This window comes from Anaeromyxobacter diazotrophicus, from assembly GCF_013340205.1.
In the GTDB taxonomy this organism is placed as follows: domain Bacteria; phylum Myxococcota; class Myxococcia; order Myxococcales; family Anaeromyxobacteraceae; genus Anaeromyxobacter_A; species Anaeromyxobacter_A diazotrophicus.
Genome location: NZ_BJTG01000003.1, coordinates 1 through 20,033 on the forward strand (window position 1 = coordinate 1; position 20,033 = coordinate 20,033).

Annotated in this window: 17 protein-coding genes; 9 read left to right on the top strand and 8 right to left on the bottom strand. The window is 76.4% G+C overall.

Annotation, left to right across the window (positions count from 1 at the left end; translation table 11 throughout):
* The 4 genes from HWY08_RS05980 to HWY08_RS05995 all read right to left on the bottom strand — a co-directional run.
* Positions 1 to 540, bottom strand: a 540-nt coding sequence (locus HWY08_RS05980; RefSeq protein WP_176063962.1) for a DUF222 domain-containing protein, incomplete at its 3' end; no start/stop codon positions are given.
* 209 nt (positions 541 to 749) lie between these two features.
* A complete protein-coding gene (locus HWY08_RS05985) occupies positions 750 to 1,190 on the bottom strand; it encodes a SixA phosphatase family protein (RefSeq protein ID WP_176063963.1) in 441 nt (146 codons plus the stop codon).
* Entirely contained in the window at positions 1,187 to 4,228 is a 3,042-nt protein-coding gene (gene treY, locus HWY08_RS05990) for a malto-oligosyltrehalose synthase (protein ID WP_176063964.1), read from the bottom strand. The genes HWY08_RS05985 and treY overlap by 4 nt, the downstream gene beginning before the upstream one ends.
* A 3-nt stretch (positions 4,229 to 4,231) precedes the next feature.
* A complete protein-coding gene (locus tag HWY08_RS05995) occupies positions 4,232 to 5,788 on the bottom strand; it encodes a 4-alpha-glucanotransferase (protein WP_176063965.1) in 1,557 nt (518 codons plus the stop codon).
* 52 nt (positions 5,789 to 5,840) lie between these two features.
* On the opposite strand from HWY08_RS05995, the gene gluQRS reads away from it, so the two are divergent.
* The 6 genes from gluQRS (at position 5,841) to HWY08_RS06020 (ending at position 10,262) form a co-directional block, all read left to right on the top strand.
* Positions 5,841 to 6,827 (top strand): tRNA glutamyl-Q(34) synthetase GluQRS, encoded by a 987-nt coding sequence (gluQRS, locus tag HWY08_RS06000; protein WP_176063966.1) that lies wholly within the window; start codon positions 5,841 to 5,843, stop codon positions 6,825 to 6,827.
* A gap of 564 nt (positions 6,828 to 7,391) precedes the next feature.
* A complete protein-coding gene (locus HWY08_RS22120) occupies positions 7,392 to 7,841 on the top strand; it encodes a DUF222 domain-containing protein (protein WP_308469066.1) in 450 nt (149 codons plus the stop codon).
* 80 nt (positions 7,842 to 7,921) lie between these two features.
* A complete protein-coding gene (locus HWY08_RS22125) occupies positions 7,922 to 8,392 on the top strand; it encodes an HNH endonuclease (RefSeq protein WP_308469067.1) in 471 nt (156 codons plus the stop codon).
* 191 nt (positions 8,393 to 8,583) lie between these two features.
* Complete coding sequence (gene miaE / locus HWY08_RS06010; protein ID WP_176063967.1) at positions 8,584 to 9,153, top strand: tRNA isopentenyl-2-thiomethyl-A-37 hydroxylase MiaE; 570 nt, start codon at positions 8,584 to 8,586, stop codon at positions 9,151 to 9,153.
* Between the two features lie 195 nt (positions 9,154 to 9,348).
* Positions 9,349 to 9,657 carry a hypothetical protein gene (locus tag HWY08_RS06015; RefSeq protein ID WP_176063968.1) on the top strand — a complete coding sequence of 103 codons (309 nt, stop codon included), beginning with the start codon at positions 9,349 to 9,351 and terminating at the stop codon, positions 9,655 to 9,657.
* A 296-nt stretch (positions 9,658 to 9,953) separates the two neighbouring features.
* Positions 9,954 to 10,262, top strand: coding sequence for a hypothetical protein (locus HWY08_RS06020; protein ID WP_176063969.1), 309 nt, complete (start codon positions 9,954 to 9,956; stop codon positions 10,260 to 10,262).
* A 119-nt stretch (positions 10,263 to 10,381) separates the two neighbouring features.
* On the opposite strand, the gene HWY08_RS06025 is transcribed toward HWY08_RS06020, so the two are convergent.
* The 3 genes from HWY08_RS06025 to HWY08_RS06035 form a co-directional block, all read right to left on the bottom strand.
* Positions 10,382 to 11,494 carry an arginase family protein gene (locus HWY08_RS06025; protein WP_176063970.1) on the bottom strand — a complete coding sequence of 371 codons (1,113 nt, stop codon included), beginning with the start codon at positions 11,492 to 11,494 and terminating at the stop codon, positions 10,382 to 10,384.
* Positions 11,495 to 11,503: 9 nt separating this feature from the next.
* On the bottom strand, positions 11,504 to 13,096 hold the full coding sequence (locus HWY08_RS06030) for a leucyl aminopeptidase (RefSeq protein ID WP_176063971.1): 1,593 nt from the start codon (positions 13,094 to 13,096) through the stop codon (positions 11,504 to 11,506).
* A gap of 75 nt (positions 13,097 to 13,171) precedes the next feature.
* On the bottom strand, positions 13,172 to 14,518 hold the full coding sequence (locus HWY08_RS06035; protein ID WP_176063972.1) for a hypothetical protein: 1,347 nt from the start codon (positions 14,516 to 14,518) through the stop codon (positions 13,172 to 13,174).
* 155 nt (positions 14,519 to 14,673) lie between these two features.
* On the opposite strand from HWY08_RS06035, the gene HWY08_RS06040 reads away from it, so the two are divergent.
* The gene (locus HWY08_RS06040) at positions 14,674 to 15,462 is read left to right on the top strand and encodes a metallophosphoesterase family protein (RefSeq protein WP_176063973.1); all 789 of its coding nucleotides are present in this window, start codon (positions 14,674 to 14,676) and stop codon (positions 15,460 to 15,462) included.
* A gap of 114 nt (positions 15,463 to 15,576) precedes the next feature.
* Positions 15,577 to 16,779 (top strand): glycosyltransferase, encoded by a 1,203-nt coding sequence (locus HWY08_RS06045; RefSeq protein WP_176063974.1) that lies wholly within the window; start codon positions 15,577 to 15,579, stop codon positions 16,777 to 16,779.
* Positions 16,780 to 16,810: 31 nt separating this feature from the next.
* Here the strand turns inward: HWY08_RS06045 and HWY08_RS06050 are convergent, their stop codons facing one another.
* Entirely contained in the window at positions 16,811 to 18,583 is a 1,773-nt protein-coding gene (locus HWY08_RS06050) for a serine/threonine-protein kinase (RefSeq protein WP_176063975.1), read from the bottom strand.
* Positions 18,584 to 18,751: 168 nt separating this feature from the next.
* On the opposite strand from HWY08_RS06050, the gene HWY08_RS06055 reads away from it, so the two are divergent.
* Positions 18,752 to 19,972, top strand: coding sequence for a glycosyltransferase family 4 protein (locus tag HWY08_RS06055; RefSeq protein WP_235969490.1), 1,221 nt, complete (start codon positions 18,752 to 18,754; stop codon positions 19,970 to 19,972).
* Positions 19,973 to 20,033 lie beyond the last annotated feature (61 nt).

The following is a 20,033-nucleotide window of genomic DNA, read 5'->3' on the forward strand; positions in this document are numbered from 1 at the left end:
CGCCCCGGGCTGTAGGGCGGGGGCTCGTCCCCCGCCGCCGTCGACCTCGACGCAGCCCGCCTCGATCGGCTTCGCGAGCGCGGTCGCCGCCTGCTCCGGCCTCGGCAGCCGCCGCAGCCCCTCCCGCGGCGCTGGCCGTGGCTGCAGCGACGCGACGAGCTGCTCCGTCTCCACCTTCGTCTTGTACGCGGCTCGACCGACGAGCTCCTCCCAGTTCCCTTCCGTGAGCACGGGAGAGAGCACAGCCGCGGTGGACAGGGAGAGGCGCCCGACGCGCAGCGGCTCCGCGAGCCCTGGGAATCGGCGCAGCACGCGCATGGCGGCGATGCGCCGACCGGCGGCGCCCTCGCTCAGGTGGAGGGCGCGGACGCACCACTCCCACAGGGAAGGATATCCGGCCTCGACCCAGGCCCGGCGCTGGTCGAAGACGTCGAGGTGGAGCAGGAACTCGACCTGGGTGTGGCGCTCGTGGCCGGCCAGCTCGGCCAGGCGGTGGAGGAGGGCGACGGTGTCGAGGGAAGCGGGCGCGGCATCGGGCATGGAGACCTCCAGTGCGTGTTCGCTGACGGTAACACGCACTTTTCGAGCCTCCGGGAAGGCCCTGGTCGCCCCTCCTGCCCGCAGTCCGCCGGCCCGCCAAGCCCACCGACGGCCGCTGAGGCGCATGCCCTTCGGAGATGTGACTGATGATGAGCCGCGGAGCGGGGAGAGGGCCGGGGAGAGGGGCCTGTCTTCCCCGCACGGCGGCCTCAGCCCGGAGCCTCGAGCCACACCAGCCGGGCGCCGCGGGCTCCGAGCTCCACCGCCGCGATGGTCCCGGGCTTCACCTTCTGCTCCTCGCCGGCGGCGAGCGCGACCGCCTGGGCGAGCTCGGGGTTGTGGCCCACGAGCGCCGTGCCGGCGCCGGCGCGGCGGGCGAGCTCGAGCAGGGCGCGGCCGTCCGACGCGCCCGAGGCGAGCGCCGCCTCCTCGGCGACCGGCGCGCCGGTCACGCGCGCCAGGAGCTCCGCCGTCTGGCGGGCGCGCCGCAGCGGGCTCGTCGCCACCCGCGCCACGTTCATGCGGCCGGCGAGCGACGCCGCGAGCGCCTCGAACCGGGCGCGGCCCTCCGCGGTGAGGGCGCGGGCGGCGTCGCCGCCGCGGGCCGCGTGCTCCTCCGCCTTGCCGTGGCGCACCAGGTAGACGATCACCGGCGACCTCCCTCGACCCGGGCCAGGAGCGCCACCGGGAAGCCTGCGAACAGCTCGGAGAGCGCCAGGGTCTCCCCCGCGTGCCGGGCGCCGGTCACGATGTCCACGAGCGGCCCGGGGAAGCCGGCGGGCAGGACCAGCCGCCCGTCCCACCGGGGCGCGGCCGCGCCGGCGCCGTCGAGGAGCCCCAGCACCAGCCGGGGCGCCACGCACACGAGCGCCTCGCCGCGGCGCCGGCGCGCGAACGCCACCACCCGGTCCGCGTGCGGACCCTCCGCCGCGAGCGGCTGGTAGCTGCCCTCCAGGAAGAGCGCCGGGCGCTCGCGCCGCAGGAGGAGCCCCTCCCGCAGCAGCAGCAGCTTGGCGCGCCCGTCGCGCAGCGCCTCCGGCTGCGACACCTCGCGCGCCAGCGCCGCGCGCGCCGCCGGCCCCTCGCCGGCCCGGCGCGCCAGCTCCTCGACGAGCCGCGCGCGCAGGGTGAAGTCGATCGGGCGCCGGTTGTCCGGATCGACGAGCGACAGGTCCCACAGCTCGCACCCCTGGTACACGTCGCAGGGGCCGGGCGAGCCGAGCTTCAGCGCCACCTGCGACAGCGACGAGAGCCGCCCCGCCGCCGCCACCCGCCGCGCGAAGGGGAGGAAGCTCTCCAGGAACTCGCCCGACGCCAGCACGCCCTCCACGAAGCGCGTCACCGCCTGCTCGTACCCGACGTCCACGTGGGTCCAGCTGGTGCGGACCTTGGCCTCGCGCATCGCCTTCTGCATGTAGGCGGTCACGCGGGCGAGGTAGCACCGCGCCTCGCCGCACCCGGCGCGCGGCGGCGGGTCGGGGTAGCTCCCGAGGAGGGTCTGGTAGAGCAGGTACTCGTCGTTGCGGTCGGGGGCCGGCTCGCCCTCCACGTCCGTCTTGAACTGCCGGTTCTGCCGGTGCCAGCGGGCCGTGAGCGCCCGCCACTCGCGGGGCACCTCGGAGAGCGCCGCCACCCGGACTCGCACGTCCTCGCTGCGCTTGGTGTCGTGGGTGGAGGTGGCGGCGAGCGAGCCCGGCCAGCGCTCGCGCCGGCTGGCGTTGAGCTCGTGGAAGGCCTGCGGCGGGGTGCCGAACTCGCGCGGCTCGCCGCCCACCTCGTTGAGCGAGACCAGCCGATCGTAGATGTAGAAGGCGGTGTCCTCGAGCGCCTTGGCGGTCACCGGCCCGGTGACCTGCTGCAGCTTCAGGGTGAACTCGAGCCACTCGGCCCGCTCGGCCGGGGAGAGGGCCTCGGGGTAGCGCAGGAGGAGCACGTCGCGCAGGAACTCGTAGATGGACGGATCCGTCACCGGGCTGCGCCGGCGGGCCCGCTGCAGGGTGGCCTCGACGTACTGCCGGTCGCGCTCGTCCACCTCGCCCTCGGGCGTGACGTAGGTGCGGTAGATGGGGAAGTTCGACACGAACTCGACCAGCGCCCGCCGCAGCTCGTTGAGGGTGAAGTCGCGGGTCCGGCGGTTCGTCTCGCTGATCCGGTTGAGCCGCTGGGCGAGCATGTTGATCTCGCTCGCCATGGAGGAGGAGGTGATGAGGCGCTTCTTCCGGTAGGCGAGGTCGCCGAAGTCCTCGCGCAGCCCGATGAAGCGGGCGTAGCCCTCGGTCACGCTCTCCTCGGCCGCCCCATCCACGAAGAGCCCGCTCACCGCGGCCAGGAACTCGTAGCCGGTGGTGCCGTCGATGGCCCAGCTCTCCGGCATCCGCTCGCGGCCGGAGAGGATCTTCTCCGCGAGCACGAAGAGCGGGCGCGGCGGCAGCTCGCCCTCGGCCAGGCCCGCCTCGACGCGCGCCCGCAGCGCCGCCTCCTCGGCCGCCTCGAGCCGCGCCCCGCGCCGCTCGGCCAGCGCCCGCGCCTCCGCGAGCAGCGCCGAGGCCTGCAGGCGCCGGAAGTAGGCGGTCGGGTCGTACAGGCCGTCCGGGTGGTCGATGCGGAGTCCGTTCACCTGCCCGCGCCGGAACAGCTCGAGCACCAGCCGGTGCGCCTCGTCGAAGACGCGCGGATCCTCCATCCGGATGGCCGCCAGCCCGTTCACGTCGAAGAAGCGGCGGTAGTTGATCTCCTCGCCGGCCACCCGCCAGAAGGCGAGCCGGTAGGCCTGCGTGTCGAGCAGCCGGTCGAGCAGGTCGAAGCTGCGCGGATCGCCCACCCGCCCGTTGAAGAGGGCGACGTTGGCGTCGAGGTGCTCGCGGACCGCCGGGGAGGTCTCGCAGAGCGCGGCCAGCCGGCGCTTCGCCACCTCCTTCTCGCGCGCCCGCTCCGCCACCTTCTGCGGGTCGGTCTCCGAGCGCGGCGCGAGCTTCACGAGCGAGGTGCAGATGCTCTCCAGCTCCCACACGCTCGGCTCCTCCGAGCCGAGCTTCTCGCGCAGCTCCTCCAGCCGGTGCGCCAGCACCTGCGGGACCTGCCGGGGCGCCACCGGGAAGCGGTGGTCGAAGTAGGTGATGAAGAAGCTGCCGCCCTCCCGCACCAGGCGCAGCTCGCCCCGCTCGAGCACCACGCCGTACTGGTCGCCCAGGATGGGCACGAGGACCTTGTTCTCCAGCTCGGCCTTGAGGGGCCGCCAGTCCACGTCGAAGAAGTGCGCGTAGCGCGAGCTGGGGCCGTTCTCCAGCACCTCCATCCACCAGGCGTTCTGCGGGCCGACGCCCATGTGGTTGGGCACGAAGTCCACCAGCTGCCCGAGCCCGTGCCGCGCGAGCGCCTCGCACAGCCGCGCGTAGCCTGCGTCGCCGCCCAGCTCGCGCGAGATGCGGCCGTGGTCCACCACGTCGTAGCCATGGGTGGAGCCGGGGGCGGCCTCGAGGATGGGCGAGAGGTACACGTCCGTCACGCCGAGCGCGTGCAGGTACGGCGCCACCTCCGCCGCGCGGTCGAAGGTGAAGTCCTTCGTGAGCTGCAGGCGGTAGGTGGAGGCGGGCCGGCGCGAGGCGCAGCCTCCGTCCTTGGCCGCGGCCCGGAGCTCGCCGTAGAGGGCGTCGGAGGAGAGGGGGGGCTCGCCGGGGCTCGCGCTCATCGCTCACCCGCCGAGGCGCCTCGACCGCGCCGCGAGCCGCCGCAGCCGCTCGGTCGCGGCGCGGTCGGCGGCGAGCGCGGTGACCTCGAGCGGCATGCGGTACGACCAGTTCGCGTCGGTGACGGTGCCCGGCACGTTGACCCGCTCGCGCGCGCCGAACGCGTCCTGGAACGGGAGGAGGAGGAGGTCGCTGCCCGAGCCGTAGACGACGTCGAGCAGGAGGTCGCGCACCTGCGTGTCGAAGCGGTGCGGGCCCCGCGCCCGGAGCGGGCCCAGCGCGGGCAGGGCGAGCAGCGCGCGCCGCTCCGCCTCGCCCATGCCGTCGTACCAGTCGGCGAGCGCGTCGGTGTCGTGGGTGCCGGTGGTGCCCACCGACAGCGCGGGCCAGGCGGCGGGATCCTTGAAGGGCTGGCCGGGCTGCTTCCACTCCCGCTCCCAGCGCAGGATCCGGTAGCCCGGGACCCCGCAGCGGGTGAGCGAGGCGCGCACGAAGTCGGGCACGGTGCCGAGGTCCTCGGCGATGACGCGGGCGCCCTCGGCGAAGATGGCGAGCATGCGCTCGCCGTTGGCGGTCTGCTCCGGCTCGGCGGCGGGGGTGAAGGCGGCGGGCCCGCCGTCGTTCGGCCGGTAGTAGGTGCGGTAGAGCCCGACCACGTGGTCGACGCGGTAGAGCCCGTACAGCTCGGCCGAGCGGCGCGCCCGCGCGGTCATCCAGGCGTGGCCGTGCTCCGCCATGGCCTCCCAGCGGTAGACCGGCAGCCCCCAGTCCTGGCCCGTGTCGCTGAAGGCGTCCGGCGGCACGCCCACCCGCGCGTCGAGGTCGAAGTCGAACGGGCGCGACCAGACGTCGGCGGAGTCGGTGGCGACCATGAAGGGCAGGTCGCCCATGAGCTCCACCCCGGCGGCGTTCGCCTCGCGCCGGGCGGCGTGCCACTGGAGGTCGAGCTGCCACTGCAGCCACCCGTGGTAGAGGACGCGCTCGGAGAGCTCGGCGCGCGCGGCCGAGAGCGCGCCCTCGGCGCGGTCGCGCAGCGGTGCGTCCCACGCCATCCACGGCCGCCCGCCGAAGCGGTCGTCGTGCAGCGCGACGAACAGCGCGTACGGCTCGAGCCAGCCGGCGTGCTCGCGCTGGAACGCCTCCAGCTCCGCCGCGCGCGGCGTGCGCCGGCGCCACTCGACCTCGAGGAAGCTGCGGAAGGCGAGGTCGAGCGCCCGGGCCTTGAGCGCCCGCACCCGGGGCCAGGGCACGGCCGGCACGGCGCGCAGCGCGGCGAGCTCCTCCTGCTCGGCGGGCGTGAGCGCGTCGCGCCCGCCGGCGGCGGCGAAGTCCGGGAGGGCGTCCACGCCCGCGTAGACCGGGTCGAGCGCGAAGGCGGAGAGCGCCGCGTAGGGGCTCGACTGGCCGCGCGAGGCCTCGTGCGTCGGGAGCAGCTGCACCACCGAGAAGCCGGCGCGCGCGGCCCAGCGGGCGAACGGCACGATGTCGGGGATCTCGCCCAGGCCCCAGCCGGATGCGCTGCGGATCGAGAACAGCGGGATGAGGCAGCCGGCCTGTCGCATGTGCGGAGAGACTGTGGCCCCCGACGCGCCGAGACAAGGCTATTTTGCAGACATGAGGGACCCGCCGGCTCCGCCTGGCGCTCGCGGCCGCTTCGCGCCCAGCCCGACCGGGCCGCTCCACCTCGGGAACGCCCGGACGGCGCTCCTCGCCTGGCTGGCGGCGCGCTCGCGCGGCGCGGCGCTGGTGCTGAGGGTGGAGGACCTGGACGGCCCGCGCGTGCGGCCGGGGCTCGAGGCGCGCCTCCTCGAGGAGCTGCGGTGGCTCGGGCTCGACTGGGACGAGGGGCCCGACCGCGGGGGCCCGCGCGCGCCCTACCGCCAGTCGGAGCGGCTCGGCCGCTACCGCGACGCGCTCGACCAGCTCCGCGCCTCCGGCGCGCTGTACCCCTGCTTCTGCTCGCGCGCGGAGATCGCCGCCGCGTCGCAGGCGCCGCACGGTCCCTCCGACGAGGGGCCGCGCTACCCCGGCACCTGCCGGGCGCTCTCCCCGGCGGAGGTCGCGGCGCGGAGCGCGCGGCGCGCCCCCGCCTGGCGCCTGCGCGTCGCGCCCGGGGCGATCGCGTTCGACGACGGCGTCCACGGCCGGCGCGCCTTCGACGTGGCGGCCGAGACGGGGGACTTCGTGGTGGCGCGCGCCGATGGGGTCCCCGCCTACCAGCTGGCGGTGGTGGTGGACGACGCGGCGATGGGCATCGAGGAGGTCGTCCGCGGCGACGATCTCCTGCCTTCGACCGCGCGCCAGCTCCTCGTCTACCGCGCCCTCGGCCTCGCGCCGCCCCGGTTCGCGCACGTGCCGCTCGTCCTGGGCGAGGACGGCGCGCGGCTCGCCAAGCGCCACGGGGCGCTCTCGCTGGGCGAGCTGCGCGAGCGCGGCGCCGACCCGCGCGCGGTGGTGGGGCTGCTCGCCTCGCTGTCGGGCCTCGCCCCGGCCGGCGCCCAGGTCTCGCCCGCGGAGCTCGTCCCGGGCTTCGCGCTCGGGCGCCTCGGGACGGCGCCGGTGGTGCTGCGAGCGTCGGCGCTCGACGCGCTGGCGCCCTGACCCGAGGGGGCACCCCTCTCCAGCACGGCTCGAGACTCGCCGAGCGGATCGTCCCCTTCTCCCCGGCGGGGGAGAGGGCCGGGGCTCATCATTCATCACGTCTCGACGAGGGCATGCGTCTCAGCGGCCGTCGGTGGGCTTGGCGGGCCGGCGGACTGCGGGCAGAGAGGGGCGCGGCAGGATGAGAGGACGGGCCCGCGCTGGCGGCCCGGCCTCGGACGGCAGGCGCTCCACGCGCGGCGGAGCCGCGCGTCCGAGACGGTTGCGCGTGCCCGGCTCACGACGGTGCTCTGAGGGTGAACCATGGTGCGGCCGGCAGCGCACGCCCCAACGGTGAAATGCTTTCGCGCTTGACCGAGTCACAGCTGAATCACGCGCGCGGCCCGGCAACGCAACAGGATCGCCCTCCAGCGCGCCGCGTCCTGGGCCTGCGAGGTGCTCGGCGCCGTCGAGGGCGAAGTCGGCGGGCACCTCACGAAGACGCGCGGGCGCGGCGACCAGGGCCTTCCCGGAGGCTCGAAGAGTGCGTGTTACCGTCAGCGAACACGCACCGGAGGTCTCTCCATGCCCGACGCCGCGCCGGCTTCCCTCGACACCGTCGCCCTCCTCCACCGCCTGGCCGAGCTGGCCGGCCACGAGCGCCACACCCAGGTCGAGTTCCTGCTCCACCTCGACGTCTTCGACCAGCGCCGCGCTTGGGCCGAGGCCGGCTACCCCTCGCTGTGGGAGTGGTGCGTCCGCGCCCTCCACCTCAGCGAGGGGGCGGCGGGCCGGCGCATCGGCGCCATGCGCGTGCTGCGGCGGTTCCCAGGGCTCGCAGAGCCCCTGCGCGACGGGCGCCTCTCCCTGTCCACCGCCGCGGCGCTCGCGCCGGTGCTCACGGAGGGGAACTGGGAGGAGCTCGTCGGGCGAGCGGCGTACAAGACGAAGGCGGAGACGGAGCGCGCCGGGCCACGCTCGAGCCGGTCGATGTCGACAGCTACTCGCTGCGGGTCACCGTCGATGCCGAGCTGAAGAAGGACCTCGACCAGCTGAAGTCGCTCCTGGCCCACAAGGTCCGGAACGGCGACCTCGGCGCGCTCCTCCGGGAGGCGGTGAAGTGCGCGCTCGAGAAGCACGGCAAGCGCCGCGGAGCGGTGGAGCCCTCGCGGGCGCGGAAGAGCCCCGCGCCGGCGGAGAAGGCAGCTGCCGCCTGCGGCCAGCGCGAGCCCATCCCGGCCGCGGTGCAGCGCGAGGTCTGGAAGCGGGACGGTGGGCGCTGCGCCTGGTGCTCGGCGGACGGCCGCCGCTGCGAGAGTACCTGGATGCTGGAGCTCGACCACATCCAGCCTGTGGCGCTCGGCGGGCGCAGCACCGCCGACAACCTGAGACTGGTGTGCCGCACTCACAATTCGCTGCACGCCCAGCAGGTCTTCGGCAGGGAGCACATGGACCAGTTTTGGAATGATGCGGACCGGAGCGCTCCACCCACCGCCGCTGGCGGAAGCACTTTAGGGGCGTGCGGCGAGGGCGCGCAGATCGCTGGCCAGACGCCGACGCCGGGCCGGCGAGGTACCGGATCGTGAGCCGATCTCGCGGGAGGCGCCGCGGCCGTGGGGTGACGCCTCGCCGGCGCCGCTCGCCGGACAGTGCCCTCGCTCGACGGCGCGGCGGCCGCAAGACGCACGCACCTCTCTGCCGGCTGGGAGGGGCCACGGGGAAGACTTGTGGCCAATCGTGAGCGGACCGGGCGAGGCGGCGGCGTTACGAGAGTCGGGTGTCGATCCTCCGCTCCCCCACCGACCCACGCTGGCCCGCCGTCGCCGCGGCCGACCTCGACCGCACCCTCGGCGACCACGCCCACTGCGAGAAGAAGGCGGCCGCCTCGGCGCTCAAGCTGGTGGCGGACCACGCCGATCGACCCGGGCTCGTGCGCCCGCTGGCGCGCCTCGCCCAGGAGGAGCAGCAGCACCTCATGGCGGTCCTGGTGGAGCTCTCCCGGCGCGGCGCGCCGCTCTTGCCCGACGAGGGCGACCCCTATGCGCAGGCGCTCCTGGCGCGGGTGCGCGGGGGCGGACCACGGCTCCTCGATCGGCTCCTGGTGTGCGCGCTCATCGAGGCGCGTTCCTGCGAGCGGCTGGCCCTCCTCGGCGAGGCGCTCCCCCCGGGGCGGCTCCGCGACCTGTACCGGCGGCTGGCGCAGTCCGAGGCGGGGCACGAGCGGCTCTTCGTGGAGCTCGCCGAGGCCGAGGCGGGTGCGACCGAAGCGCGCACCCGCCTGGCGGCGCTGGCGGAGGAGGAGGCGCACCTCGTCGCCGCCCTGCCGCTCCTCCCGCGGATCCACTGAACCAAGCCACTCCCGGGGGCGACGGATCGCCGCGCCCTGCGGCGGCTGTCGGGCGGGGCGGCGCGGGCGTCGGCACTTTCCGACAACGCATGGTGTAACTGCGCGTAAGATGGTGCCCGCCCTGTTGGCCGAGGACGTGCACTCTCCGGCATCGTCCGAGGCGCACGAAGCGCCCGGGAAACGAAGGAGGCCGCCATGACCCGCAAGACCCCTACCCTCATCGGCGCCGGCGTCGGGCTGGCTCTCTTCCTCGCCGTCGGGCTGCTCCCCGCGCTGCTCTACGGCGGCTACGCCGGCGTCCTGCTGGCCGGCGGCATCGTCGGGACGCCGGTCAAGGCGACCCTGCTCGTCCGGGCCCTCATCGTCTTCGGGATGGTGCTCGGCGTCACCTCGCTCGCCTCGCTCTTCGCGGTGGCCGGCGCGGCCGCCGGCGCGGCGGTCTCGATCCTGGTCGGCGGCAAGGCGGCGAAGCCGGCCGAGGCGAAGCTCGCCGCGAAGTCGTAGCGCGCCCCATCGCTGCGAGGCCCGAGCGGCCCCGGTTCACGCCGGGGCCGCTTTCGTTTCGGGCGCGCTCGGCAGGACCCCGAGCGCCGCGGTTGCCTTGACGTGAACCAAGCCCTTGTCGCCCGCCGCCGCCACCGCGTCGGAGCTTCCCGACAAGCGACCGCGCAACCCCGCGAAACCTCGTCGCAGCGCGCTGGCAAGCCACGTGCAATCTCCTGGCGACGGGTGGCCGACGCGACGAAGGCCACGGAACAGCAGGCCACCAGCACTTTCGAAGCTCAACCCCAGGAGAAGCCATGAACCGCAAGTCCTACACGCTCATCGGTGCCGCCGTCGGTCTCGCCCTCTTCCTCGCCCTCGCGCTGCTGCCCTCGCTGCTGTACGGCGGCTACGCCGGCGTGCTCCTCGCGGGCGGCATCGTCGGGACGCCGGTCAAGGCGACCCTGCTCGTCCGCGGGCTCATCGTGTTCGGGATGGTGCTCGGCGTCGTCAGCGTGGCCGCCCTGTTCGCGGTCGGCGGCGCGGTGGCCGGGGCCGCGGTCTCGATCCTCGCCGGCGCGAAGCCGGAGCACGAGACGACGCCGGTGGCGGTGAAGGCGAACTGATCGCGGTGGGAGTGAACGGCGGCCCGGGGCGACCTCGCCTCGGGCCGCTGCGCTTCTCCGCGTCCAGCTCGCGATCGCGGTGAGGTCGAGGTCGCGGTCGTGGTCGTGGTCGAGGTCGACTAGATCTCCCGCCCCAGCGCCGCGGCGGCGGTCTCGCGCAGGTAGCGCACCGCGAGGGCCAGGGTCCGCTCCGGCTCCCCCTCGCCGCGCGCGAGCGGCGGCGCGACCTCCATCACGTCGCCGCCGGCCAGGCGGAACTCGCGGCCGAGGCGCCGGACCAGCATCACCACCGCCTCGGCCGTGAGGCCGTCCGGCTCCGGGGTGCCGGTGGCGCCCGCCGCAGCCGCGTCGGTGCCGTCGATGTCGTTCGAGAAGTAGACGTCGGTCACGCCCGCCTGGCGGAGCAGGGCCACCACCCGCTCCACCGCGGCGGCCGGATCGCGGCGCACCTCCTCCGCCCAGAGCTGGCGCACCCCGCAGCGCGCCTCCCAGTGGCCGCGGTCGCGCCGCGAGGCGCGCACGCCCACCTGCACCATCCGCCCCGAACCGCCCAGCAGCGCGTTGGCGTGGAAGGACCAGGTGCCGAAGCAGTACTTCACGCCCAGCCGCTCCTCCAGGAGGTCGGTGTGCGCGTCCACCTGCACGATCCCGAGCCCCGGCCGGCGCCCCGCCAGCACCTTCGCCGCCGGCCAGGCGCAGGAGTGGTCGCCGCCGAGGAGGAGCACCCGCGCGTCGCGGGCGAGGTCGAGCAGGAGCTCGAGCGCGCGCTCCGCCATCGAGAGCGGCGAGACCGGGAGCCGGGCCCGCTCCGCCGGCGGCACCCCCGGGAAGAGCGCGGCGCGGCTGGCCGCCTTCTGGCCCTCCGACAGCATCTCGTCGTGGAGGAGCTGCGGGACCGTGAAGACGTCGCCCACGTCCACGAGCCCCGCGGCGCGGGCGCGCTCGAAGAAGCCGGGGTCCTCCTCGACCAGGCGCGAGCGGATGGCCTGCGGCCCGAGGTTCGCGCCGCGCAGGAAGCCCGCCCCGACGTCGGAGGGGATCCCGAGGAGGAGGGCGCGCGCGCCGCGCACGCCGGAGAGCGCCGCCCGCCAGCGGGCCGCCACGTCGTTCTCGCTCGCGCCGCCGTAGATGCGGCGCTGCACCGCGAGCTGCTCCTCCTTCCCCGTCGAGACGACGTAGAGGCCGCCCGCGGCGGGGCGGAGGAGGAGCTCGAGCTCGGCCTGCGGGTCCACCCGCGTGGCCTAACCGCGCGCCCGCGCCGGCGCCTCGGCCCGGCGGCGGCTGGCCGGCTTGGCCGGCTTGCCCGCGCGCGCCGGCGGCTCCCAGGCGCGGACCAGCTCGACCAGCGTCCGCACGCCCATGCCGGTCCCCCCCTTGCCGATGTAGCCGCGCTCCTTCGAGGCGTGCGCCGGCCCCGCGATGTCGAGGTGCGCCCAGGGCGTCTCGCCCACGAAGGCGCGCAGGAAGTGGGCGGCCGCGATGGCCCCGCCCCAGCGCTCGCCCGTGTTCTTCATGTCCGCCACGTCGGACTTGAGGCTCTCCTTGAGCGCCGGGACGAGCGGCATCCGCCAGACGTCCTCGCCCGCGCGCCCCGCCGCCGCCAGGACCGCGTCGATGACCGGGCCGTCCGGGCCGAACGCGCCGGCGGTGTGGTGGCCGAGCGCCACCATGCAGGCGCCGGTCAGGGTGGCGAGGTCCACCACCGCGGCCGGGGCGAGCGTGCCGACCGCCCAGGCGAGCACGTCGCCCAGCACCAGCCGCCCCTCGGCGTCGGTGTTGGTGATCTCGACCGTCTGGCCGTCGTAGGCGGTGAGCACGTCCGAGGGCTTGTAGGCGCGGCCGCCCGGCATGTTCTCGCAGGCGCCGAGGAGCGCGTGGACCGGGAACGGCGGGGCGAGCTCGGCCACCACCCGCATGGCGGCGAGCACCGCCGCGCTGCCGGCCATGTCGCCGTTCATGGTGACCATGCTGTCGGTCGGCTTGAGCGAGAGCCCGCCGGAGTCGAAGGTGATGGCCTTGCCGACCAGCACCAGCGGCGGCGCGCCGGCGCCCGGCCCGCGCGGCACGTAGGAGAGCTTCACGAGCCGCGGCTCCTCGGCCGAGCCGCGCGTCACCCCGAGGAACATGCCCATGCGCAGGGCGGCGATCTCCTTCGGGCCCCGCACCTCGCAGCGCAGGCGCCCGGCCTTCGCCACCTCGCGCGCGGCGCGCGCCAGCCGCTCCGGCGTGCAGTCGGCGGGCGACTCGTTCACGAGGTCGCGCGCCCAGCCCACCGCCGCCGCCACCTGCTCGCCGAGCCGCACCGCCTCCGCCAGCTCCTCGCCGGCCGCGGCCTCCGCCGCGAGCGCCAGCGTGAGCTTCTTCAGCGCCGCGCGGGGCGCGTCGTCCTTCTTGCGGTAGCGGTCGAAGCGGTAGGCGCCGAGGAGCGCCCCCTCCACCGCCGCCCGCGCCGCCCCGGGCGCCGCGAGCGGCCCCGGGAGCGCCACCGCCAGCCGCGACGCGCCCGCCTTCTGCCCGGCGCGCGCCACCTGGCCGAGCGCCAGGCGCAGCCCCTCGAACCCGGACCGCTCCGCCTCGGCGCGGCGCCCCAGGCCGGCCAGCGCCAGCCGCGGCGCGCCGAGCCGGCCGAGCGTGTGGAGCAGCAGCAGCTGGTCGGCCTTGCCGCGGAAGCGCTCCGCCTCGGCGGCGCGGGCGAGGTGCCCGTCGAGCAGGCTGTCGAGCTCGGCCAGCAGCCCCTGCGGCCGCCGCGCCAGGTCCTCCTCGAACACCGGCACCGCCAGCACGTCCGCCTCGAGCTCGACCGGCGACGCCTCGGAGATCTCGACCGCTGCCATCGCGTCCTCCCAGCGAAAAGAGTGTGGGGGGCACGGTGTAGCACGCGGCCTGGCGCGCCGCCACGGCGGCTGGCGTCAGCCGCCGCGGGCGGGCGCGGCCTCGTCCGGCCCGGGCGGCGCCCCGGCGGCGCCGAGCGGCGCGCCCACCAGCTCGAGGATGCGGTAGAGCCCGAACTTGGGGAGCCGGGTGTAGCCGGCCCAGGCGGCGGCGGCGAGCGCCCCGTCGTCCAGCATGTCGGCCAGCCACTCGCCGGCGAAGCGCGGGTCGCGCTGCTTCACGCCTGCGCCGCTCTCGCGCACCCACCGGCGGTTCACGCGCTCGTGGACGCCGACCGGCGCGCCGAGCACGAGCGGCAGCCCGAGCGCTGCGTAGAAGCTCAGCTCCGACGGCTTCGTCCACAGCACGTCGGTCCCGGCGAGGAGCGCGTCCATCTGCGCGAGGTAGGCGTCCATCCCGGGCGTGAAGAGGAGCTCCACCCCGCGCCCGAGCGCCCCCGCCAGCCCGGCGCGGCGCAGCGCGTCCTCGAACACCTCCCGCACCGCGGGCCGCGTCCCGGCGACGAGGGCCAGCCGCAGCCGGCCGCCCTCGACGAGCGGGCGCAGCGAGGGCAGGAAGGCGCGCGCCAGCCCCGCCTGCGCGCCGGCGCCGCCCACCGCGTAGGTGAGGAGCGGCGGCCGCCCCTCCTCCCAGGCCGGGAGCGGCCCCAGGAAGTGCGCCAGCTCCTCGGGGTGCTCGCGCCGGAAGGCGCGCGACGGGTCGAGCCGGACCAGCCGGGCGGCGAGGTTGCGGCGCAGGGCGCTCATGCCCGGGCCGCCCACCAGCCCGTGCGGGAGCGGGAAGCCGGTGCAGGTCACGCGCTCCGCCGGGACACCGTACTGCTGGAGGCGCCGCGCCGCCCGCGGGGCGGGGACGAGGTAGCGGATGCGGGTGCGCTCCGCGTGGAGGGGGGCCCAGATGCGGTTCACGTCGGTGTCGGTGACGACGCACCAGACCTCGCCCGGTCCGGCGCGGTCGGCCACGATCGCCGGCGAGTAGAAGGTGGTGAGGAGCGGGCGGCCGGTCCGGCGCAGCTCCTCCAGGAGGCCGCGCCCGAGGTCTCGCCGCAGGAGCCGCTGGAGCCCGTGCACGGCGCGGGTGGGCGCCGAGAGATCGCGGAACGGGTGCAGGTGCGGGATGGCGGTGGCCTCGTCGAGCGCCCAGCGCAGCGGCGCCCCCAGGACCGGGAGCTGGGACAGGCGCGAGGTGGTCTCGTAGACCGCGCGGGCGCGCCGCCACAGCCGCTGCTCGCCCTCGCCGGCCAGGGGAGGGCGGTCGGCGTACAGCACCGGCTCGCCGAGCGCGTCGGCGAGCGAGCGCGCCGCGCGCAGGTGGCCGTAGCCCATCTCGACGGCGGCGACGATCGGACGGAGGGGGGTCTCCACGGCGCGCGAGCGTGCCCGGCGGCGGTGACGGGGGCGCGGCGGTCCGGTGACGTCGCGGCGAAGGCGCGCCCCGGGGCTTTCACCGAAAGGTCGGGCGGGCGCCTCCGCCCCGTCACGGGCGGCGGGTCTGATGCGGACCGCGGTGGGAGGGCGGCGTGAGCGAGACCCTGGCGCACATCTCGGACCTGCACCTCGGGCGCGACGCCGCGGCCGACGCCGCCGCCGAGGCGCTCCGCGACGCGCTCCTGGCGGCGGACGTCGAGGCCGTGCTCCTCACCGGCGACGTCACCCACCGCGGCCGCCGGGCCGAGCTCGCCACCTTCGAGCGGCTCTTCGCGCCGCTGGCGGCGCGCCTGGTGGTGGTCCCCGGAAACCACGACCGCCTGGGCGACGACGCGGGCGCGGCGCTCATGGCGGGCCCGCGCGTGCAGGCCTCGCGGCGCGGCGGGCTGTGGGTGGTGCGCGTCGACTCCACCAGCCACCACAACCGGTCGCTCCTCGCGAGCCACGGCACCCTCGACGCGGACGACCTGGCGGCCCTCGACGCCGCGCTGGCGGCGGCCCCGCCGCGGACGCTGGCGGTGGTGATGCTGCACCACCACCTGCTGCCGCTGCCGGAGGAGAGCCTGGGGGAGCACCTGGCCTCGCTCCTGGGCTGGCCGCACGCGGACGCGGTGGCGGGGGGCGGCGAGGTGGTGGACGCGCTGCGCGGGCGCTGCGACCTCGTGCTGCACGGTCACCGGCACCGCGCCGCGGAGGTGGCGATCTCGGCGCGCGCTGGCCGGGCGCTGCGCGTCCTCAACGCCGGCGCGACCTCCGAGCTGGGCCGGGCCCGGCTCGTCACGCACGAGGCGGGGCGGGTGGTGGCGGAGCGCTGGCTCACCTTCGCCGCCGGGCGCCGGGCGGCGCCGGCCGCCCCCGCCCGGGCGCGCGCCGCCGCCTGACGCGAACCCGCTCCCGCCGCGTCGCAGGGTCGTCACCCCGGGTCCATCGCCGAGCCACGCCGCGCCTGCACGCTCGGAGGCGGGGCGCCGTCCCGGCGTCCGCCGGAGGAGCGCATGGCCCACCACCTCGCCGTCTTCCTCTTCGCGCTGGCCGCCGCCGGGCTGGCCCTCGTCGCCGCGCAGGGCGTGTCCCTGCGGCGCCACCGGGCGCGGCCGGTCCCGCCGCCGGTCCGGGCGCCGCCCATCTCGATCCTGAAGCCGCTCTGCGGCGTGGACGACGGCCTGTGGGCGAACCTCGCGCGCTTCGCCGCGCTCGACTACCCGGAGTACGAGGTGGTGCTGGGGGTGAAGAGCGCCCGCGATCCGGTCTGGGAGCTCGCCTGCGCCGCCGCGCGCCGCTGGCCGGAGCGCTTCCGGGTGGTCCGGCAGCGCGGCGAGCCGGGCCTCAACCCCAAGGTGAACCAGCTCCTCGGGCTGGCGCGCGCGGCGCGGCACGACCTGCTGGTGGTCTCCGACTCGAACGTGCGGGTGGCGCCCGGCTACCTGGCCGAGATCGCCGCGCTCCTCGAGGACGAGCGGGTGGGCCTCGTCACGCACCCGGTGGTGGGCGAGGGGGCGGCGCGGCTCGGGTCGCTCCTCGACCACCTCCACCTGGCGGGCGCGGTGGCGCCGGGGGTGGTGGCGGCGAAGCGGCTCTGCGGCCGGGACGTGGTGGTGGGCAAGTCGATGGCGCTGCGCCGCCGCGACCTCGAGGCGATGGGCGGCTTCGAGGCGGTGAAGGACGTGCTGGCCGAGGACTACGTGATGGGCCTGCTCGTGCCCGCGCGGCTCGGCAAGCGCGTCGCGCTCGCCCCGAGCGCGGTGGTGAACGTGAGCGAGCGCCAGACCGTGGCCGCCTTCTCGGCGCGCTACCGCCGCTGGGCGGTGCTGCAGCGCCAGCTGGTGGGCCCCGGCCTCTACGCCGCCCAGGCGCTCCTCAACCCCGTGCTGCTGGCGGCGGCGGCGCTCGCCTGCGAGCGGAGCGCGCTGGCCGCGGCCGGCTTCGCCGGCACCTGCGCCGCCAAGAGCGCCCTCGACGGCGCCGCGGCGCGCGCGCTCCGGCCGGGGGGCTTCCCGGCCTGGCAGCTCGCGCTCGTTCCGCTGAAGGACCTCCTCTTCGGCGGCGCCTGGGCCTACGGCCTCGTGCACCGCGAGGTGGACTGGCGCGGCACGAAGCTCCGGGTGGGGCCCGGCTCGCGCGTGCTGGCGCCGGCCGCCGACGCGTCCCTCGCCGTTCAGGGTGAGGCGGCGGCGCCCACGCCCTCCCTCACCGTCTGACCCGGTCCCCGCGAGCCGCGAGGCGGGGCCTTCAGCGCCGCGCGGTCAGCTTGCGGGCCGCCGCCTCCGCCTCGGGCGCGCCGCACGTCGGCACCTCCTGCGGCAGGCCGAAGAGCCCCTTGATGCGTCGCTTCTCGCGGGCGAGCTCGTGCAGCCTGGGCAGCGCGGCCGGGTTGCCGAGCTCGCCCAGGCGGCGGACGGCGGCGCGGCGGACGTCGCAGTCGGGGTCGGAGAGCAGGGCGCCGTAGACCGCCACGCGGTCGAGCCGGTCCTCGAGCCCCATGTCGCGCGCGAGCTCCAGCACGCGCAGGCGGGCGTTGCCGCGCGTCTGCTCCACCGCCTCCAGCACGTAGGGGGCGGCCGGCGGGCCCACCCGGGCGAGCAGCTTGGCCGAGCGCTCCGCGACCTTGCGCTCGGCCTGGAGATCCTGGCCGAGGTCGGAGAGCGCGGTGGCGTCGAGCGCGCGCGGGTCGAGGTCGAGCGCGGCGGTGTACGCGTCCATGGCGGCCATGGTCTGGCCGCGGATCCGGTGCAGCGCCTGCCCGTGCAGCACGCGCAGCCGCGCGTCGCTCGGGCGGCGCAGCACGGCCGGCGCGATGGCGTCGCGGGCGGCCTCCGGCCGGTCGGCGGCGAGCAGCGCGCGGGCGCGCGCGGCCGGGCGCTCCTCCATCCAGCGCGCGAACGACATCGAGGTGGGCAGGAGCACCGCGGCGGCCAGCACCAGCCCCAGCGCCAGCCGGTGGGCGCGCCCGAAGCGGAGCACCCGCACCGGCAGCGGGGTGGCGATGGGCGTCCCCGCGTCGAGGGTCATCGTCGCCTGGACGGTGGGGGCCGCCGCCGCGGGGAGCGGGCCCGAGCTGGGGCTCGGCGGCGTCCAGGCGCGCGTCCGCGAGCGGCTCTCCGAGGGGCGGGCCGGCACCGGCAGCTCGAGCGTGCCGAGGCAGGACTCGAGCTCCGCGCCCAGCTCGGCGACGCTGGGGTGGCGCTCGCGCGCGTCCTTGGCGCAGGCGCGCCCGATGGCGGTCACCAGCACCGGCCAGGCGGTGAGGTCGGGGCGCGCCTCGACGATGGAGGGCACCGGCTGCGTGGCCTGCATCATGAGCAGGCCGCGCGCGTCGTCCGCGCGGAAGGGGTGGTGGCCGGCCAGCATGCGCCAGCCGATGAGCCCGACCGCGTACACGTCGGCCCGGCCGTCCACCGCGCTGCCGGTGGCCTGCTCCGGCGACAGGTACTCCGGCGTGCCCACCACCATCCCGGCCTGCGTGTCGCTCGCGATCTGCGGGTCGGTGAGCTTGGCGATGCCGAAGTCGAGGATCTTGATGAGCCCGGCCGGGCGCGCGGTGAGGAAGATGTTCTCCGGCTTGAGGTCGCGGTGGACCACCCCGCGCGCGTGGGCGGCCTCGAGCCCGCGGCACATCTGCACCAGCACGCTCACCGACTCCTGCGGCGAGAGCGGGCCGGCGCGGCGGAGCCGGTCGAACAGGCTCTCGCCCTCGAGGAGCTCCATGGCGAGGAAGAGCCAGCCCTCCGGGCTGCGCCCGAAGTCGGTGACGCGGACGATGTTGTCGTGCTCGAGCGAGGCGGCGATCTCGGCCTCGCGCCGGAAGCGCTCCGCGATGTCGGGCAGCGAGGAGAGGTCCGGCCGGAGCACCTTGATGGCCAGCTCCTTGCGCATGTAGACGTGCTCGGCGCGGAAGATGGCGCCCATCCCGCCGCTCGCGATGTGGGCGACCAGCCGGTACCGGCCGTCGAGGGTCGTCCCCACGAGCGACTCGGGGCGGAAGGTGGAGGGGGTCGGGAGCACGGTCGCGTCGAACCAGAAAAGGAATTGTACCTCTCCCACCCCGGTGGTCGAGCAGCCAGCCGAGCGCGTCGGTCTGCCGCCGGACGGCTGGATCCGCAAGGGCGGCCGCGGCTCACGGACGGGCCCTGCGGGGATGTCCCCCGCGAGCCTACTTTGTGCACGAGCGAGATGCCCCTGCGAATCCTGTACATCAACTATGGTTCCCAGTCGGGCGTGACCGCGGCCGTGCTGGAGCGGCTCAGGCGGGCTGGGCACGAGGTCCAGGTCTTCGACCCCGTGGACGGTTTTCTCTACAAGCGGCGGCTCGGCCCGGTCCAGATCCCGAACCTCCGGCCCGGGCCGGTGCTCGCCACCGCCGCGGCCATGGCGCGGTTCCGGCGGCACTGGAAGCCCTGGTACGTCCACACCACGGTGGCCTTCGACCTCCTCACCGCCCGCTGCGAGCGGGCGGTGGCAGCCGCCGCCCCGGACGTCGTGCTCCAGGCGGGCGTGCTGTTCGCGCCGGTGAGGGACCCGCTGCGCCGTCCCCACCCGCCCTACTACCTGTACTGCGACCACACCCGCGCCCTGAACGAGCGGTATGACCCGGTGCCGGGGCTCGACCCGCCCATCCCGTTCGAGGGCGGCTGGCGCCGGCGGGAGACGGAGGTCTACCGCGGGGCCGCCGCCCTCTTCGTGATGAGCGAGCACGTGCGCCGCTCGCTCGCGGCGGACTACGGGGTCTCGCCAGACCGGGTGCACGTCATCGGCGCGGGCGCGAACGTCGCCCCGGCGGGGCCGCCGCCGGCCGGGCCGCGCGAGCAGGCCCTTCTGTTCGTGGGGCGCCACTTCGCCGCCAAGGGCGGGCCGGAGACGCTGGCCGCCTTCGAGGCGGTGCGCGCGCGCCACCCGCGCGCCGAGCTGTGGATGGTGGGCGGGCGGCAGCCGGAGCGATCGCCAGCGGGCGTGCGCCTGCTCGGGCCGCGGCCGCCGGCCGAGGTGGGGGCGCTCTACGCCCGCGCGTCGGCCTTCGTGCTGCCGACCCTGCGCGAGGCGTTCGGCCTCTCGTTCCTGGAGGCGATGAGCTACGGCCTGCCGTGCGTGGGGACGCGCATCGAGGCCATCCCCGAGATCGTGGCCGACGGGGCGACCGGGCTGCTCGTGCCGCCGCGCGACCCGGCCGCGCTCGCCGCCGCCATGCTGCGGCTGCTCGACGACCCGGCGCGCGCGCGGGCCATGGGCGAGGCGGGGCGGTGGCGCGCGGCCGAGCGCTTCGGCTGGGACCGCGCCGTGCGGCTCCTCCTGCAGGTGATCGAGCGGGGCGTCGCCGGGCGCGCTCCTCTCGCCGGCAGCGCGCCGGACGCCGCGGCCGCGGCGGCGCCGATTGATGGGCGTCAGGGCCTCGGGTAGCCAGCGGGGCGCGACCGAGGGTCGAGGGCGCGGCCACTGGGGTGCTTTGCTGCCGGTGCGC